Annotated in this window: 12 protein-coding genes; 6 read left to right on the plus strand and 6 right to left on the minus strand. The window is 56.3% G+C overall.

Annotated elements, in window-relative coordinates:
* Positions 1 to 128 precede the first annotated feature (128 nt).
* Positions 129 to 1,349 (plus strand): tyrosine--tRNA ligase, encoded by a 1,221-nt coding sequence (gene tyrS / locus Mal52_RS06760; RefSeq protein ID WP_145374947.1) that lies wholly within the window; start codon positions 129 to 131, stop codon positions 1,347 to 1,349.
* 222 nt (positions 1,350 to 1,571) lie between these two features.
* A complete protein-coding gene (locus tag Mal52_RS06765; protein ID WP_145374948.1) occupies positions 1,572 to 2,294 on the plus strand; it encodes a creatininase family protein in 723 nt (240 codons plus the stop codon).
* A gap of 60 nt (positions 2,295 to 2,354) precedes the next feature.
* Here Mal52_RS06765 and Mal52_RS06770 read toward each other — a convergent pair whose 3' ends face one another.
* Positions 2,355 to 2,888: a leucine-rich repeat domain-containing protein gene (locus tag Mal52_RS06770; protein ID WP_145374949.1), complete on the minus strand. Its 534-nt coding sequence runs from the start codon at positions 2,886 to 2,888 to the stop codon at positions 2,355 to 2,357.
* 207 nt (positions 2,889 to 3,095) lie between these two features.
* Here Mal52_RS06770 and Mal52_RS06775 point away from each other — a divergent pair, with 207 nt between their 5' ends.
* The 4 genes from Mal52_RS06775 (at position 3,096) to Mal52_RS06790 (ending at position 7,654) form a co-directional block, all read left to right on the plus strand.
* Complete coding sequence (locus tag Mal52_RS06775; protein WP_145374950.1) at positions 3,096 to 3,752, plus strand: nucleoside 2-deoxyribosyltransferase; 657 nt, start codon at positions 3,096 to 3,098, stop codon at positions 3,750 to 3,752.
* A 70-nt stretch (positions 3,753 to 3,822) separates the two neighbouring features.
* Positions 3,823 to 5,166, plus strand: coding sequence for an HD domain-containing protein (locus Mal52_RS06780; RefSeq protein WP_145374951.1), 1,344 nt, complete (start codon positions 3,823 to 3,825; stop codon positions 5,164 to 5,166).
* Positions 5,167 to 5,570: 404 nt separating this feature from the next.
* Entirely contained in the window at positions 5,571 to 6,872 is a 1,302-nt protein-coding gene (locus Mal52_RS06785; RefSeq protein WP_145374952.1) for a formylglycine-generating enzyme family protein, read from the plus strand.
* A 254-nt stretch (positions 6,873 to 7,126) separates the two neighbouring features.
* Positions 7,127 to 7,654 carry a PH domain-containing protein gene (locus Mal52_RS06790; RefSeq protein WP_145374953.1) on the plus strand — a complete coding sequence of 176 codons (528 nt, stop codon included), beginning with the start codon at positions 7,127 to 7,129 and terminating at the stop codon, positions 7,652 to 7,654.
* A gap of 207 nt (positions 7,655 to 7,861) precedes the next feature.
* Here the strand turns inward: Mal52_RS06790 and alaS are convergent, their stop codons facing one another.
* The 5 genes from alaS to Mal52_RS06815 form a co-directional block, all read right to left on the minus strand.
* On the minus strand, positions 7,862 to 10,489 hold the full coding sequence (alaS, locus tag Mal52_RS06795) for an alanine--tRNA ligase (protein WP_145374954.1): 2,628 nt from the start codon (positions 10,487 to 10,489) through the stop codon (positions 7,862 to 7,864).
* A 196-nt stretch (positions 10,490 to 10,685) separates the two neighbouring features.
* A complete protein-coding gene (locus Mal52_RS06800; RefSeq protein ID WP_145374955.1) occupies positions 10,686 to 12,317 on the minus strand; it encodes a trypsin-like peptidase domain-containing protein in 1,632 nt (543 codons plus the stop codon).
* Positions 12,318 to 12,563: 246 nt separating this feature from the next.
* Entirely contained in the window at positions 12,564 to 13,661 is a 1,098-nt protein-coding gene (gene recA / locus Mal52_RS06805; protein WP_145374956.1) for a recombinase RecA, read from the minus strand.
* A 244-nt stretch (positions 13,662 to 13,905) separates the two neighbouring features.
* Positions 13,906 to 14,472: a class IV adenylate cyclase gene (gene cyaB, locus Mal52_RS06810; protein ID WP_145374957.1), complete on the minus strand. Its 567-nt coding sequence runs from the start codon at positions 14,470 to 14,472 to the stop codon at positions 13,906 to 13,908.
* 276 nt (positions 14,473 to 14,748) lie between these two features.
* Positions 14,749 to 15,819, minus strand: a complete 1,071-nt coding sequence (locus tag Mal52_RS06815) for a redoxin family protein (protein ID WP_145374958.1) — start codon at positions 15,817 to 15,819, stop codon at positions 14,749 to 14,751.
* Between the last annotated feature and the right edge of the window lie 90 nt (positions 15,820 to 15,909).

Raw genomic sequence — 15,909 nt, forward strand, 5'->3', positions numbered from 1 at the left:
AGGTGGCAGTCCGCTTTTTCACGCCGCTGACTGGATGCGCGCCGGAGGGCGTGATATATCAGAGTGCCCCGCAGCAATCTGGGGGCTGAGAGGATGTTTGTCCATTTTTGTTGCTTGAAAGCCGTGTTATGTCGTTTCCTGCCGTTGAAGAACAAATGGCCGTGATTGGCCGTGGTGTCGAGAAAATCGTTCCGGAAGAGGAACTTGCAGCCAAACTCGAAAAGAGCCGCAAGACGAACACGCCGTTGCGGATTAAATATGGTATCGACCCTACGGGAATTGACGTGCATTTGGGGCATACGGTCCCGCTCCGGAAAATGCGGCAGTTTCAGGAACTGGGGCATCAAGCGGTCATCATCATCGGCAATTACACCGCTTTGGTGGGCGATCCCAGCGGCCGCGACGAAACCCGCGCCCGGTTGACGCAAGACCAAGTCGAAGCCAATGCTAAGGATTACCTCGAACAGGTCGGAAAGGTTGTTGATCTTTCGCAGGCGGAAGTGGTCCGCAACGGTGATTGGTTTGCGAAGATGGATTTTTCCGACGTATTGGACCTGTGCGGCAAGGTGACTATTGCGCAGTTGCTCACGCGCGATGATTTCAGCAAGCGATTCAAGTCCGAGCAGCCGATCTTTTTACACGAATGCCTGTACCCGGTGATGCAGGCGTGGGATTCGGTCGAAATTCGCGCCGACATTGAACTGGGCGGCACCGAACAGCTTTATAGTTTCATGTTGGCTCGCGATCTGCAAAAGGATGCGAATCTGGCGCCGCAGGTGAGTGTGATGTCGCCGATTCTGGTCGGCACCGATGGCGTCCGGCGGATGGGCAAAAGCTTGGGCAATTACATCGGCATCTCCGAACCCGCCTACGAGATGATGAAAAAGTTCATGCAGTTGCCTGACACATGCATGCAAATGTTTTACGAATTGCTCACAGAAATCCCACTTGATGAAATCAACACGCTTCTCGCCGGACATCCCAAAGAAGCGAAATTAACATTGGGTAAAACGGTGATCGCTCAGTACCACGGTGCTGACGCGGGAGTCGAAGCGGCCGAGCGTTGGGAACGCGAGATCAGCCAAGGTGCCCTGAACGAGGACATCCCCACCGCTCCCATTGCCGCCGCTGACTTGCAGGAGGGGCAACTGCCGGCGGCGCGGCTGTTGGTCACCGCCGGTCTGTGCAAATCCACCAGTGATGCGCGGCGTTCGATCCAACAGGGAGGAGCCTATGTCGGTGAGGAAAAGCAGCGTCTGGACGATCCCAACGCAATGATCACAGTCACCGACGGAATGTTACTGCGTGTCGGCAAAAAACGAATCTGCCGCGTGCAAATCGACGGCTGATTCGACAGAATGCCGTTGGGTCTATCCTCGTTCCCAAACTCCGTTTGGGAACGCCAATTCCCGAAGCTCTGCTTCGGTTCATGGAGTTGGGACTGGTCTCATGTTCGGCGTGCGAAGCGGAGCTTCGCTTGAGTGCGTTCCCAAACGGAGTTTGGGAACGAGGATCATTTAATAATAAACTCACCCCGATTTGGTCGGGTTTTTTCACAGCGAGGTTTTTCCATGCCGGCTCCTGATGACAATAAACTCTTGCTCGCTAAACATACCCGCCGGGAATTCCGCGAACGCATGCAGGCGGGCGAATTAAAGGTCTGCATCATTCCCGTGGCGGCGACGGAGCAACATCTGGAGCATCTGGCGATGGAGCATGATTATCGGAGTGTGATGCATGTCGCCACCGAAGTCGCCCGGCGGACGCAACCTTATACGCTCGTCGCCCCGTCGATGAATATCGGCATCAGCGAACACCATATGCGGCACATTGGCACGATGACCGCCATGCCGGGGAGTTGGTTGGGCGTGCTGTTCGATACGATTCGCAGCATGCATCACGCTGGTTTTGAAAACATTTTGGTGCTCAACGGCCACGGCGGCAACGTCGCCCCCTGCAACGGCATCTGGGGGCAATTTCAACAACGGCTCGAAATCAACTTGCAGTTTCATCCCTACTGGGACTTTCTACCCAAAGAAGTTGCGGAAGCGAATTTGAAAACCAAAAGCTGGCCCGGCCACGCGCAGGAATTCGAAACCGCCTTCGCGCTGCACGCCTTCCCCGAAAATGTCCGGCACGATGCGATGCAAGACCAAGAGGACAAAGAACCGCTCGAAGCTACGGCCGAAGCGGGAGCGGCGATGATCGAAGCAATCGTCGCAAACATCGCCACGCACGTGCAGGGCATGGCTGATGGGACGAATGTTTGGGAGATCCCCGAATTCCATCCGTAGGCGACAGAACTTTTGAGTGTCACCCCGCGGAATCGCTGGCCGAGGGGACGGTAGGGGTGTTCACCATTGAATATCCACGTGCGACAATCGCTTGCGCAGCGTGGTGATCCCCGCCTCGGTCACGCGCGTGCCGTCTAAATAAAAGAGCACCAATTTCGGCAAGCCCTGTAGCGACGGCAGCCCAGCATCGCTGACCGCTGTGTTGGACAACCAGAGCACCTGCAGATGGGGCATGTCGGACAAATGTACCAGTCCCGCATCGGTGACGTTTGTGTCGGCCAGCCCCAGCATTTCAAGGCTAGGGTAATCGCGCAAATTGGCCAACCAGCCATCGTCGACTGTAGTGTTGCCCAAATGGATCTCCCGTGGCGTATCGAAACAGTATGTCAATTCGCGCGGCAACCTACTTCGCAACCATATCGGCCCCCCCGGCTCCATCACCACCGATCCGCCGAAGCCTTCGACGTCGGTGATCAGTGACCGTTGGACGTAATAATGGTGCGCAAAGGGCAGTGCGACCGCCGCCAACAGCAGCGCGATGGCAATCGCGGAGTAATAAAACGTTCGCGGGGGGCGTTTGAGGAATGTCATCATTCATAGCATCTGGGGGGACGGAACTGCGCCAGACTACGATAAAATCCACCTGTGGGGAAACCGTGACGGCTTTTTTCGACGCTTGCAAAAAACAGGGTGATCCACAGATTCTGCGTTGCGATTTCGCTCGTCACGCTATAATCGGGACTAATTACGACTCTCACAACCACAGCCAGCAGAATAACGACTTGCGGATGGAACCGAGCGATGATTGATTCACGACGAACAGGCCAGCACCGCGTCTATTGCGCCGGGCCGCTGTTCAATCAGGCGGAGCGGGACGAAATGACCGCCATCGCCGATTGTCTGTGCGACTTCGGTTGCGAAGTCTATCTGCCGCACCGCGACGGGATGGAATTTCGGTTCATTCACGCCGAATTGATCGACCGGGGCTGGGCCGCGCCGCAAGCCGCTCAGTTTTTGCACGCCGCCATCTTCGCGCTGGATGTTTATCAGTTGGTCGAAGAATGCGACTGCATGGTCTGGAACCTCAACGGCCGCACGCCCGATGAAGGGGCCGTTTCCGAAGCAGCCATGGCCTGGACGCTGGGCAAACCACTCGTCGCCTTCAAAGAAGACGTTCGCACCTTGATCGCCGGTCGCGACAACCCGCTGCTGGTCGGCATGGTCGATTTTCAAACCGTCGAGACGATTGCCAAAATCCCCGGCGGCTTGTCACGAGCCATCCAAAACGCCGAATCCAAACCGCTGTCGCTGGAACAGATCTCCAAGCCGATGCAACGCGCCGTCGGCCAAGGAAGCTTGCTGTGGTCGGCAATGCAGGAGGCCTCCGCGCAGGGGAACGACAGTGTGTTGGCGGATATTGTGTCGGAGTTGTTCGCGCCGCAGGAGGGGAGTGTATAGTCTAAGACGACGGCATAGCCGTCGGTTTGGAAATTGAGAATTGAACGCAGTTAAGATATTGACCCCGCCCATGAAACACCCCCTCCTAGAAATCCCCGAACTTGTTGGCCTGGATGCCGGTTCTGGGTTGATACGGATTCCTACTGAGCAGGACGTGCCGATCACGCGGCGGGTGAAGGCGATTATCGATACCGCCGAGTTTCGCCGGTTGGCGACGATCACGCAGCTGGGGTTGGTCAATCGCGTCTATCCCGGGGCGATGCATACGCGGTTCGAGCATGCTCTAGGCGTGTTCCACAACGCGCTGCGGTACCTGTGGCAGTTGGGCCGCGATGAGCGGTTTTGCGCGCTAGTCGATTCGCACTCCGCCGAAGTGTTGATGGTGGCGGCGCTGTTGCATGATTTGGGGCATTGGCCGTTTTGTCATCCCATCGAAGACATGCTGCTCTCCGACCTGCCGCCGCACGAGGACTTTGCCGCTGAGTTTCTCGCCGAGGGGAGTGAACTGGCAACGGTGCTGCGCGAGGTGTGGAACATTGACCCAGAGGAGGTGTTAGACGTATTGGTCGCCCGCACCGATTCGCCCCGCTTGCGGTTATTACGGTCGATTCTCTCCGGGCCGATCGACATCGACAAGATGGATTACCTGGAGCGCGACAGCCTGCATGTGGGGGTGCCGTACGGTCGCAACTTTGACAAAAGCCGGTTGATTCAATCGCTGCTGTTGAACGAGGCGGGGGATGGTTTAGCGATCAGTTTTAAGGGCAAGGCGGCGGCGGAGTTGATGGTGTTTGCTCGTTACATCATGTTCTCGGAGGTGTATTGGCATCACACGGTTCGTTCGGCAACGTCGATGTTTGCCCGCGCGTTTTATGATTTGCATCGCGACTTGGATTTGAAGCAGATCTTTCGCAAAAGCGAAGCCGACACCATTCATCTGCTGCAAGACAAGGCGACCGGATTGCCGTGTGAGAAATTGTTGGATGGAATTTTCGGACCGCAACGACGAATCTATAAACGCGTGGCCGAATTCAGCCTGTATCAATCACCAGAATTGTACGAGCAACTCGCACGGCGGCCGTTTGATTTTCTGGTGCGCTGTACCGAGCATTTGGCGGCCATCCTCAACGAGGCGGCCGGGTTGTCGGTGTCGGCGACCGACATGATCATTGATGCTCCGCCCCCGCACCGCGAAGTTGAATTCAACATCGAAATCTATTTCCCCAAAGAAGATGTCTACCGTCCATTGAGCCAAGTCTCACCGGTGGTGGCCTCGTTGGCCAAAACGCAATTCGACGACTACGTCAAACGCGTACGCCTGTTCGCCGACCGGGAAGTCGCCATCAAGCTCGCCGAGATTCCCGACCTGCCGGAACATCTACAAACAGCTCTCGATCGTTCCACTAAAACTTAGGGTGCGTCGCGGCGCACCTTTCTCGCATAGGACGAACGATCTTCCTTACAAAAAGGACCTCACGCGAAGGCGCCAAGTCCGCAAAGATCAAGCAAGATGCGCACTTGCTCATTCGACAGCGAAAAGTGAAATCGTAAAAATACCGAGAATATCCGATCGCTTATCCTATGACGGCACCCCCAATCGGGGCGATCTATTATAAAACGGGTTGCTGTCGTACTAATCCTCGTGTCTGTGCGAGTCCCGAGGTCCCGAAGTTCATTAGCGACACCGCAGGCTGGAATCGGACTTGTTTTCCGCCGTTGACCGGTTGAGAATAGAGGCTGTTTGAGAGTCGAGGCCAGTTGTCGTTTTCGAGTCTGATCCAACTTTCCCAGCGCCGCATTTTCCGTAAAGGAGTCTTCGTGGAGACATTGCCGTTCAGCTCCGTCGATGGTTACGGGAGGCGCGCGCAACGATTGAACCTTCGCCGGTTTCTGAGTGTTTTGTGCGTGGGATTGTTGTGGGGGTGTGGAGGGGGTGACGAAGCGACTCCGCCGCCCGCTGTTGAAGAAAAACCGCTACTCACCGGCGGTGAGGTGAAACCGCGGCCAAAAGTGGTTAAGAAGTCCAACACCAAGCGTCGTTCGACTTCGAAGCCGACTCGCCGTCGGAAAAAGCCGCCGGGGATCCCCATCACGCCGATGCCGGAAGAAGAGTTCGCCAGCAGTGGAAATGCGGATGAGTTTGAAATTGCTGACGAACCGTTTGCTGTTGGCGAGTCCTTTAGCGTCAATAGGCAAGAACAGCCGCTCTCCTCAACACAGTATGCTCCCGCCAACACCGGGGCGAGTGACGGCACAAGCCACGAATCGCGGGTGCGACTTCCCAAGGGATTCGCAGCCGTTCCCGGGACGGGGATCAGCGAGGAGGGATGGCCGCAGCGGATTGTCAGTTTGCAGGACGAGGCGGAAATGGTTCTGATTCCAGCGGGGCTGTTCACCCGCGGAGTGGACGGGGGACCGGAAGATGCCGGGCCACAGCATCAGGTGCAATTGGATTCGTATTACATCGACCTGCATGAAGTGACGTTCGCCCAATATCGGCGTTACCGCCGTGACCTGAGCGCGAATAATCAGCGGTTGCCCAAGGAGTTGGATTCGGACGCCGACGGAGCATTACCCGCCACCGGGGTGCGTTGGGGAGAAGCGGGCCAATATGCACGGTGGGCCGGCAAGGAGTTGCCGACCGAAGCAGAGTGGGAAAAAGCAGCACGGGGCAATGTGCCTTATGCCTATCCCTGGGGAGATGGCAAGCCGATTTGGCATCGGCCGCGCGAGCTCTCGCAGATTGACCCGGTCGAATCTTTCCGTGGAGACCGCAGCCCATTCGGTGTGATGGATCTAGCGGGCAATGCGCGCGAGTGGTGCCAAGACTGGTATTCCGCCCAGAGTTATCAAATGGCCCTCGATCAGTCCAACGCCGCCACGTTGCTCAATCCGCCGGGACCGCGGGCCGCCGTCGGTTCTAAGGACCGCACGGTGCGTGTGGTCCGCGGCAGTGAGGAGGGTTGGGAGATCTGGCGGAGAAGTGGCATCCCCATGGGAACTCGTTCACCCACAATCGGATTCCGCTGCGTTTGGCGGCTGGGCCAGGGCGAAAGTGGGAGGGAGGACAAACAGGAAGAGAAACAGCAGCAGAGGATGAGGAAAAAGGGCGGATTTTGAAATATCTGCCGGGTTTCACTCACTAGAACCGCTGGCCGGAGTTTGGTATTTTAAGGTCTTGATCTGAGCTGATTTCGCAAATGAACTGCGTTGGCTTCGCATCGTTGATGCCATTGGCCGGATTTTGGCCCCGTTTTTAGAGTTTTGGTGATTTTTACGCTCCGCTCACAGTCTAAGTCGCTGCGATCCCGCTGTGGGGGCGACCTTCCTGTGGCAATCGCGGACCCTGTGACAATCGCGGACAAGGACCAGAGATGACGACAGTTGCCGCCTACAGACGCCCCCCGATTTCCGGCGTGAATACCGACGCTGAAACGCCGGTCATGACGGTTTATCCCTCGATCGCCTGTACAGGACTGGGCCGATTGCATGGGAAACTGTATGAATCGATGCCGGTGAAACTGTTCGGCGTGAAATTATCGCATTGGCTCTTCCCGCTCCCCTCGGCGCCGGGGGCGATTATGCTTTACTTTTACCTGAAGCTGTTCGGCGTCCGCTACACCGTCACGAATCGCTCAGTACAAGTTTGGAAGTCGTTGGGCAATCGGATGCTCAAACAGGTGTCGCTCAACGAAATTGACGACATCGCCATCGCTCAGGACCCCGGCCAGGTGTTTTACCGTGCGGCCGACCTGCAGTTGCTGAACGCTGCCGGCGAAGTCATTTTGCGGTTGGAAGGAATTCCTTTTCCCGAAACCTTCCGCAATCTGATCCTGGAAACACGCGACGCCCGGCGACAAACCGACGCGTCGCACGCAGTGATCGCCGCCCGCCACAGCTAAACCGAAACGTTGAGCGCTGCTAACTACGCGTGCAAAGTGACCGCATAAAAAATGCGGGTGCCACTGGCTTTGCCAGTATCGCACTCATTTGAACTTGCACTGGCACAGCCAGTAGCACACTACGCTCTATTTGAAATGTGGCAGCGCACGGCGGATAACGCCGCGCATCGCTCACTCGGTCGTTGAGCGATGCGTCTGTCGGTCGCGTTACTTTTCCAGTTGCTCCTGCAGCCACTTGGTGCCATGAGCGATTGCCTCGCCGAGCTTTTCGGGATGTTTGGCACCGGCTTGCGCGAAGTCGGGGCGTCCGCCGCCCCCGCCTCCGGCGATCTTGGCTGCGGTCTTCACCCAGTCGGACGCATTCAAGCCCTGCTGAACGAGATCCTTGCTCAACCCGGCGATCAAGATCACCTTGTCGCCGGTAATGGAACCGATGAGAACGGCCGACGAACCAGCTGAGCGACGGATTTGGTCGATCTGTGCTCGAATCATCTCGACGTCCCAGTCCCGAGCTTCGTGCCCGACGATTTTGACATCCCCCACGGAGATCGCGTTTTCCAGCATCGTATCGACGGCTGACGCGGCGGATTGGCTCGTCTGTTTCGACAACTCCCGTTTCAACCGTTTCAATTCTTCCTGCAATGCATTCACCCGTTGCGGCAGGTCGTCAGGTTGCGGGGTCTTGAGTTGTTGCGCCAATTCTTTGAGCAGAGCCTCATCGTGACGGATTTTTTCGAGCGCTCGCTCACCGGTTAATGCGGTAATCCGCCGCACTCCTTTTTGAGTCCCTTCTTCGGAGATGATCTTGCACAGGCCGACTTGGCCGGTATTGACCAAATGCGTTCCTCCGCACAACTCCTTGCTGAAATCTCCCATGCTGACCATGCGGACGCGATCGGGATATTTTTCGCCAAACAGGGCCATGGCCCCCAGTTTTTTGGCTTCCTTGAGTTCCATGATTTCCGCGGAAACCGCTGCGCCTTCGGCAATCCGGCGATTGACTTCGTCTTCGATTTGCGAAATCTGTTCCGAGGTCACCGGGCGGGGTTGGCTGAAGTCGAAGCGTAATGTGTCGCGGTCGACCTTCGAGCCGCGTTGCAGGGCATGTTCACCAACATATTTGTGCAGTGCGTGATGCAACAGGTGCGTGGCGGAATGGGCACGGCGAATTCCGGCGCGACGCTGCGTATCGATTTCGGCTGTGACTTCCATGCCGAGTTGCAATGTCCCGGACTTTAAGTGCCCGATGTGCACCATATAGTCTCCTTCGCGCTGCGTATCGGCGACGTCAAACTGCAGACCGGCAGCCGTAAGCGTGCCGGTATCGCCGACTTGCCCGCCCGCTTCGCCGTAAAACGGTGTGCAGTCCAACACCACGCCGACCGGATCGTCGTGCCCGACTTCCTCGAGCGCGTCGATCAACCGGCCTTCGGCGATGATGCCGACCACTTTGCCGGTCGAAGCAGTTTCGTCATAACCAACGAAATCGGTCCCTGCTTGCGTTTCGCGAATTGCATCCAACGGGCCGGCGGCCATCACTTTATCAGCGAAGGCGCCGCGGCCACTGTCCTGCAAATGCCGTTGCATGCGGGCGTTGAACCGTTGGCGATCGACCGAAAGATTGTGCTTAGCGGCGACCGCTTCGGTCAATTCAATCAAAAAACCATCGGTTTGGTGCAGGTCGAAGACATCGTCGCCCGAGAGAACCGACTTGCCGTCGCCACGAGCCTTTTCGATATAGTTATCGAGCTTGTGCAGTCCTTTTTCCACGGTGCCGAGAAACTGTTCTTCCTCGTCGCGGATAGCCTCTGCAATTTTTTCTGTCTCTTTTCCCAACTCGGGGTAGGGGACCTGCATCGCTTCAGCCACGTTGGGGACTAGCGTGTGCAAAAACGGGTCATGCTGGCCGATCAGGAAACCTTCCATCACCGCACGGCGCAATAGTTGCCGGATGACGTAACGTTCGCGATCGCGATCAGGCAAGACACCTTCGGAAATGGCGAATGTGACAGCGCGGACGTGATCGGCGATTCGCCGGACGGCGCGTCCGTGAGGAGAATCATAAGCATACTTCACACCCACAGCAGCGGCGGATGCTTCGCACAACGGCCGCAGTGTGTCGATTTCAAAATTGCTTTCGTGGCCTTGCAGGACGGCGGCGGTTCGCTCCAGTCCCATGCCGGTGTCGATATTCTTTTTCGGCAACGGACGCAAGTTGTCCGGGGGATCGCCCACGCGGTTGAACTGCGTGAAGACCAGGTTCCAGATCTCCACATTGCCACTGCTGCCGGGGGGGTGATAAAAAATCTCGCTGCAAGGACCGCAGACACCATCGGGACCTTCACTCGGTGCGCCGGCCGGCCAGAAGTTTTCGTGTTCGTTGTCGCGAGTAATGCGATCGGCCGAAAGCCCGATTTTGTCGTGCCAAATGCCGTAGGCTTCTTCGTCTTCTTGGAAGACCGTCACAGTCAAGCGCTGGGGATCAAGCCCCAGCCATTTTTTGTCAGTGAGGAATTCCCAGGCCCAATGAATTGCGTCGTTCTTGAAATAATCGCCGAAGGAAAAATTTCCCAACATTTCAAAAAACGTGTGGTGGTAGGCGGTATTGCCTACGTTTTCGATGTCACCGGTCCGCAGGCATTTTTGACATGTCGTTGCCCGCGTGAAATCGAGTTTGCCGACCCCGAGGAATTGGTCCTTGAATTGGTTCATCCCGGCCGGTGTGAACAACACCGTCGGGTCGCCGCGGGGCACGAGGACATCGCTGGGGCGGCGGACGCAGCCTTTGGTTTCAAAAAACTCAAGATATTTTTCGCGGAGTTCGTCGGTTTTCATTGTGGTGTTGTATATCGCAGAAAAATGGGAGTATTCTCAATTCGGAGATCGTGGCGATGGACGGACGTTGTGTGCCCCAACCGTCCCATCATTAGGCGGATGCCCCGCGAGGTGTTTTCGAGGGGAATCACGCGTTTGGTGGTCTCTGAGGGCCGTAGTCAATGCACCAAACCATAGCGTAAGAGACAGCCGTTGATCAATGGGGTTCGATCACGATTTGCTGCGACTCTTTGTCGCGGAGCCGCACGAGGCGGACCGCTGCGGGGTGTCTGGCGGCGAGTCGATGGAATTCTTGCGGATTCTGCACGTCATCGTCGTCGATTTTGGTGATGAAATCACCCGGTTTGAATTGTGCCCGTTCGGCAGGCGATTCAGGGAGAACTTCCGTAACGAGCACGCCGTGGGGAACCTCATCCGTGAGGCCGAGAGGGAAATACCGACTTCTGCCGGAGGGGAAATCGACCACCAGTCCCCGCCAAGGTCCGCCATAACGATCTACCGGGGCAATGATTTCGTCCACATTTTTGGCCGGCCATTTCCCCAAGACTACGTTTTTGTATTCCGAGTTCCGATTATTGCGGTAGATCTGTAATCGGACGTTCGTTCCTGGTGCCCGTCGTCCAATTTCAAGCATCAAATCGTTGCGGTTACGGATTTGTGTGCCATCGATTTCAGTAATGAAGTCGTCCCCCCTCAGCCCGCCGTCGCTGGCCGGCAGATTTTCCAACACCCTAGAAATCCGCGCCCCTTCCAGTTTGGAATTTATCAAAAAGTCCCGCGACTCGTGAGTGTCGAAGCTCACCCCCAGAAATCCGTACTCCACCTCGTACCCTTTGAGCAACGTTTCAATCACTCGCTGTGTCGTATCGTCCACAGGAATGGCATATCCGGCAGATTTTTCGTACCCGGCCAGTGCGGCCAATGATGTTGTGATGCCAATCAATTCACCGTCGATATTGAGCAAGGCTCCGCCGCTCATGCCGAGATTCAGTTTGGCATCGATCTGCAGCAGGCGGCCGAAATGGTACAAACGTTCGTTGCCCTCACCCTGCGGATCTGGAACCGTGCCGTCGGGATTGGCGACCTGAGAGTTGGCACGACGGCTGATGTTGCTGATGATTCCCCAACTGACACTAGCCGATCCGCCATCGTTTGCCACGGCTAACGGATTGCCCAAAGCTATGACGAATTGCCCTTTTTTGAATGTGTGCGACTTGGCAATTTTGATCGGCTGTAGGCCGCGGGCTTCGATCGTGATGATAGCCAAGTCGCTGCGTGGATCGGCCGCCCAGATTTGGGCCTGCTGCCCTCGCTGTTTTCCCTGAAAACGAACCGACAACACCGTCACCACAGGGGAGTCTGGCGTCGAGGTCTCAGCCCCCTTGACGACGTGATAATTGGTCAATATCGCTGTGCGTCTTTTACCTTTGACTGTGATTTCGCCCAGCACCACACCCGATCCGAAATCGTTGGGGATATAGTCGGGATCGTTGATGTCGACAGTTTCTTGGTTACGCATCCGCCTGGCCCGAATGCGCTCCAATCTCAGTTGCTCAACGGGAGTCATATTCTTGACCTTCTCCCGTGCGATTGAAACCACCGATTGCTCCGATGCCTCAACAGCCTTCACAATGGATTGTTCCAAGGCGCGCAGCAACACCGACGTATCGACATCCTGGGCCGTGGCGTGCGGCAAAAAGAAACAGAAGCTCGCGATCAACGTTATGGCGATCACAGAACCGGAATAGACCACTCGACGCCTGCGCGACAAGAGACGGCCTGTCGGTGTGTAAGGCCGCACGGGGGAGTTGTGCGGGTTTTGTTCCATGGTAATACGTCTCCAACGAATCTCCGCTGAGGAATCCCAAAGCGGCCTTGGGGCCGTTTTGTTGGTTCCGAGACCTCCCTCAATGGTATCGGCGAACGGGCAGCGGCGCAAGTCCAACCGGTCCTGGGGGAATCATTTCAGGGAATAGCGGGGGAGACAAGAGGTAGAATCGTCGCTTTTGCTGGAAAATACGCGGAAAGGGGCCAGATGCGCGAAATGCGTACCGGCCCCCCACGGCTGACAGAATTAATCTTCCGCGGCTGTCTCCTCGGTCTCTTCCACACCACCGTCCAGCACGGATTGCGGCGGGAATCCACGATGGATGAGGACTTTGTCGCGAAGCTCGACCGTCAATTCGGGGTTTTCCTTGAAGAATTGCCGCGCGCGATCGCGGCCTTGCCCCAATTTTACGTCGCCGTAGCTGTACCAAGTCCCACTGCGGGCAATCAGCCGGTCTTCCAAAGCCAAATCGACAAGATCCCCTTCGGCACAGATACCGCACTCGGTGAGCATGTCGAATTCCGCAATCCGGAACGGCGGGGCGACCTTGTTTTTGACAATCTTGGCACGCATGCGGATACCGGTGACGGTGTCCCCATCCTTGAGCGTACTGATGCGACGGACGTCGACCCGGCAAGAGCTGTAGAATTTTAGCGCTCGTCCGCCGGGTGTGGTTTCCGGACTTCCGAACATCACACCGATTTTTTCGCGGATTTGATTGATGAAAATGACGCAGGTCTTGGATTTGGCAATCGCACCGGTCAACTTGCGCATCGCCTGACTCATCATGCGGGCCTGCAAACCGACATGCCGGTCACCGATTTCGCCGTCCAGTTCCGCCTTGGGCACCAAAGCCGCCACCGAGTCCACAACAATCACGTCGACAGCGTTGGACTTAATCAGCATCTCGGCGATTTGTAACGCCTCTTCACCGTACGATGGTTGACTGACCAACAGATCCTCCAAGTCGACCCCCAATCGCTTGGCCCACGAGGGATCCAGCGCGTGTTCCGCATCGATAAACGCAGCGATCCCACCCCGCTTTTGGGCACTGGCGATCACATGCAGGGCCAAGGTTGTTTTACCACTGGATTCGGGACCGAACAGTTCAATAATGCGACCGCGTGGGAACCCCCGGCCTCCCAAGGCAAGATCCAACGACAAAGCTCCGGTCGGAATGCCGGCAATGCGCGTTGCCGCATTGTCCGACAGTTTCATGATCGAGCCTTTGCCAAATTGCTTCTCAATTTGGGAGACGGCATTGTCAAGGATTTTGGGATCGCCGTGGCTATTGCCGTTGCCGTTTCGTGAAGCCGCCTTTTTTGCCGCTGCTTTGGTCGCCATGTCGATCGTCCTTCTACTTTCGGGGAACGCGTAGTCGCATCCGTGAGGCCTGATTCGCACTCCTGTGCGTTAAATGACCAATACTGAACAAACAGACACTATATCGAGCGCCCGCCTAGATTGGCAAGAGTAAAATTGGAAAAAATTCAGAATGGGAACAAGGCTTGAGGCTTGAGGGGACAGGCTTGAGGGCTCTTTGGGGGAACAAGGGAATGGTTAGGACGTCATTTCTGTTGCCTTATGCCTATTCTCTTGGGATCCCCTTCTGTTCCAGCAGCATCGTGAGGTACGACCTTCGTTCCGGGGCGCTCAAGCCCAACTTTGCTGCTAATTTCAAGATGGTCTCTTTGGCGTCGCCCAGCGCCGCCTCTTCAGCCAACGTTTCGACTTCCATAAAGGTGCCCAGAGCTTCGATGTGGTCGACACAGATCTCGCAATCTCGGTCCTGCCAGGTGAGAGCGTAGGTCTCCCGCGTTTTGACGACGGAGTGCACGGGAGTAAATCCGAGGATCTCCAAAAGTTCTCGTAGACTCTGCCCGGCCGCTGCACCGGTTTGAAAGGGAAGTTCGATTTCGCGACGCATCTTGGTTTCTTGATCGATGATCGGCCCTTTGTAGGTGATGCGATTTTCATCCCCCACCTGACGAATCCGCAAAGCTTCATTCGACTCGGCAAACGAGCGTTGCGGATGAGCGAAGTACGTATCCCGCTGCTGGATCGTGCGCTGCTTCACGGCGCCCAGTTCCAGCAATTTCGACAACGGCCCCTGCGGATCGGCCACGGGGAATTTCAATTCGACTTCGTAACTCATCGTAGCACTCGCCCCAATTTTTTTAACGCACCCATTTTCAACGCTGCTGATATTCAGTGACTGGTGATATCAGTCACAAGGCAATCAGCCCGCCGCGCTCATCCTATCGCCCACTGCGGCGGGCGGACAAGCGTAGGCGTGGGATCGGTGTGAGGCGTGCGGAGACAGGCTTGAGGGGGGGCTTTCGGGATGACCGGTGCGAATCTTGATTCCCGCGAGGACCAATCGATAAGTCCTATAACGTTTGGCCGCCGGGGACTTTTTCTGCTGTTCGCATCATTTGTCCAGCAACCGGGCGACCTCGCGGCCGAGCCTGCGGCCGCGACAGTTCAAGGATGCAACATTGCCCTCTTTGTCCAACAGAAGGAACGTTGGATATCTGCTGATACCGTATCGATCACCCATGGTGTTTCGATTCCCGGGAAAATTGTCAGCCACCACAGTCCAGGGAATTGGTTGTTTTTGCAGAAACGATTTGAGTTCCTGCATGTTGTCGTCGACGCTGATGGCGATCACGTCAAAGCCATCGTCGTGGTATTTTTTGTAATTCTCCATAATATTGGGTATCTCCTCACGGCAAGGACCGCACCAGGTGGCCCAGAAGTCGACCAGCACGACACGCCCTTCGAAGTTCGCCATGTTGAGTGGAGTGCCGTTGGTCGTCATGCCTGCCAGTTCCAAGGGCTTGCCCAACAGTGCCTCCAACGGGTTGCCGCCATCCCGCGAGACCGCTTCGACTTCAAAATTGATTGATTTCTCTCCGTCTGGGTAGGTGGCGCTGATCGCGAACACTTGCCATTTTTCCGTGAGGTAACGCAGGTGCAATTTCGTTTTATGGTTCCGGCCGCCGGCCTGGACACGGACGGGGATGGCTGCGACGGAGCCTTCGAGTTCCACCTTGCCCGTCCTGATCGATCGAGCCCCCGGTGCTGGCGTGGGCAAATGTGTCAGTGGCGAATTCTTGCCTTGAGCCACCTTTTTCGCTTTTTCCGTGAGTAGCTCTCGGGCGACTTGCCTCTCGGTATTGCGCAGGTCGCTGAAGAACTCGTCAGCGGTTTTGGCGATTTCTTTGGCCGCCGCTTTCCGGTCAATTTTGGGAGCTTTGGCTTGCTGTTCTTCGATAAACGCCCGGTCCGCATCGCTTAATCGTGACAACGGAACCTTAATCTGCTTGCCGTCCTTGCGGCGCAACACTGCATTGGCCCCTTGGACGGAGACAAACTCTGCTGTGATATTGAACTTGCCATTGCTTCCCGTCCACTCACGTTCGGCGGCCAAAGTCACGCCCGAGAGCGCGGCGAGAAGGATCGCGAATACCGGCCAACGGCGATGTGAATTCGTGCGCATCGATATGAGATTCCAAAAGTGTTGGGAAGAGTGTAAACGACCTCGGGTTGCATCGAATTCAGTCTAAATGACCAGTTCAGCTGTGTCCAA

The organism is Symmachiella dynata, assembly GCF_007747995.1.
GTDB classification, from domain to species: Bacteria; Planctomycetota; Planctomycetia; order Planctomycetales; family Planctomycetaceae; genus Symmachiella; species Symmachiella dynata.

Excerpts from the sequence above, each read along its gene's own strand:
- Mal52_RS06775 (WP_145374950.1), top strand. The coding sequence starts at position 3,096 with ATGATTGATTCACGACGAACAGGCCAGCACCGCGTCTATTGCGCCGGG.
- Mal52_RS06770 (WP_145374949.1), bottom strand. The coding sequence starts at position 2,888 with ATGATGACATTCCTCAAACGCCCCCCGCGAACGTTTTATTACTCCGCG.
- Mal52_RS06815 (WP_145374958.1), bottom strand. The coding sequence starts at position 15,819 with ATGCGCACGAATTCACATCGCCGTTGGCCGGTATTCGCGATCCTTCTC.
- recA (WP_145374956.1), bottom strand. The coding sequence starts at position 13,661 with ATGGCGACCAAAGCAGCGGCAAAAAAGGCGGCTTCACGAAACGGCAAC.
- Mal52_RS06800 (WP_145374955.1), bottom strand. The coding sequence starts at position 12,317 with ATGGAACAAAACCCGCACAACTCCCCCGTGCGGCCTTACACACCGACA.
- Mal52_RS06790 (WP_145374953.1), top strand. The coding sequence starts at position 7,127 with ATGACGACAGTTGCCGCCTACAGACGCCCCCCGATTTCCGGCGTGAAT.
- cyaB (WP_145374957.1), bottom strand. The coding sequence starts at position 14,472 with ATGAGTTACGAAGTCGAATTGAAATTCCCCGTGGCCGATCCGCAGGGG.
- Mal52_RS06765 (WP_145374948.1), top strand. The coding sequence starts at position 1,572 with ATGCCGGCTCCTGATGACAATAAACTCTTGCTCGCTAAACATACCCGC.
- alaS (WP_145374954.1), bottom strand. The coding sequence starts at position 10,489 with ATGAAAACCGACGAACTCCGCGAAAAATATCTTGAGTTTTTTGAAACC.
- Mal52_RS06780 (WP_145374951.1), top strand. The coding sequence starts at position 3,823 with ATGAAACACCCCCTCCTAGAAATCCCCGAACTTGTTGGCCTGGATGCC.
- tyrS (WP_145374947.1), top strand. The coding sequence starts at position 129 with ATGTCGTTTCCTGCCGTTGAAGAACAAATGGCCGTGATTGGCCGTGGT.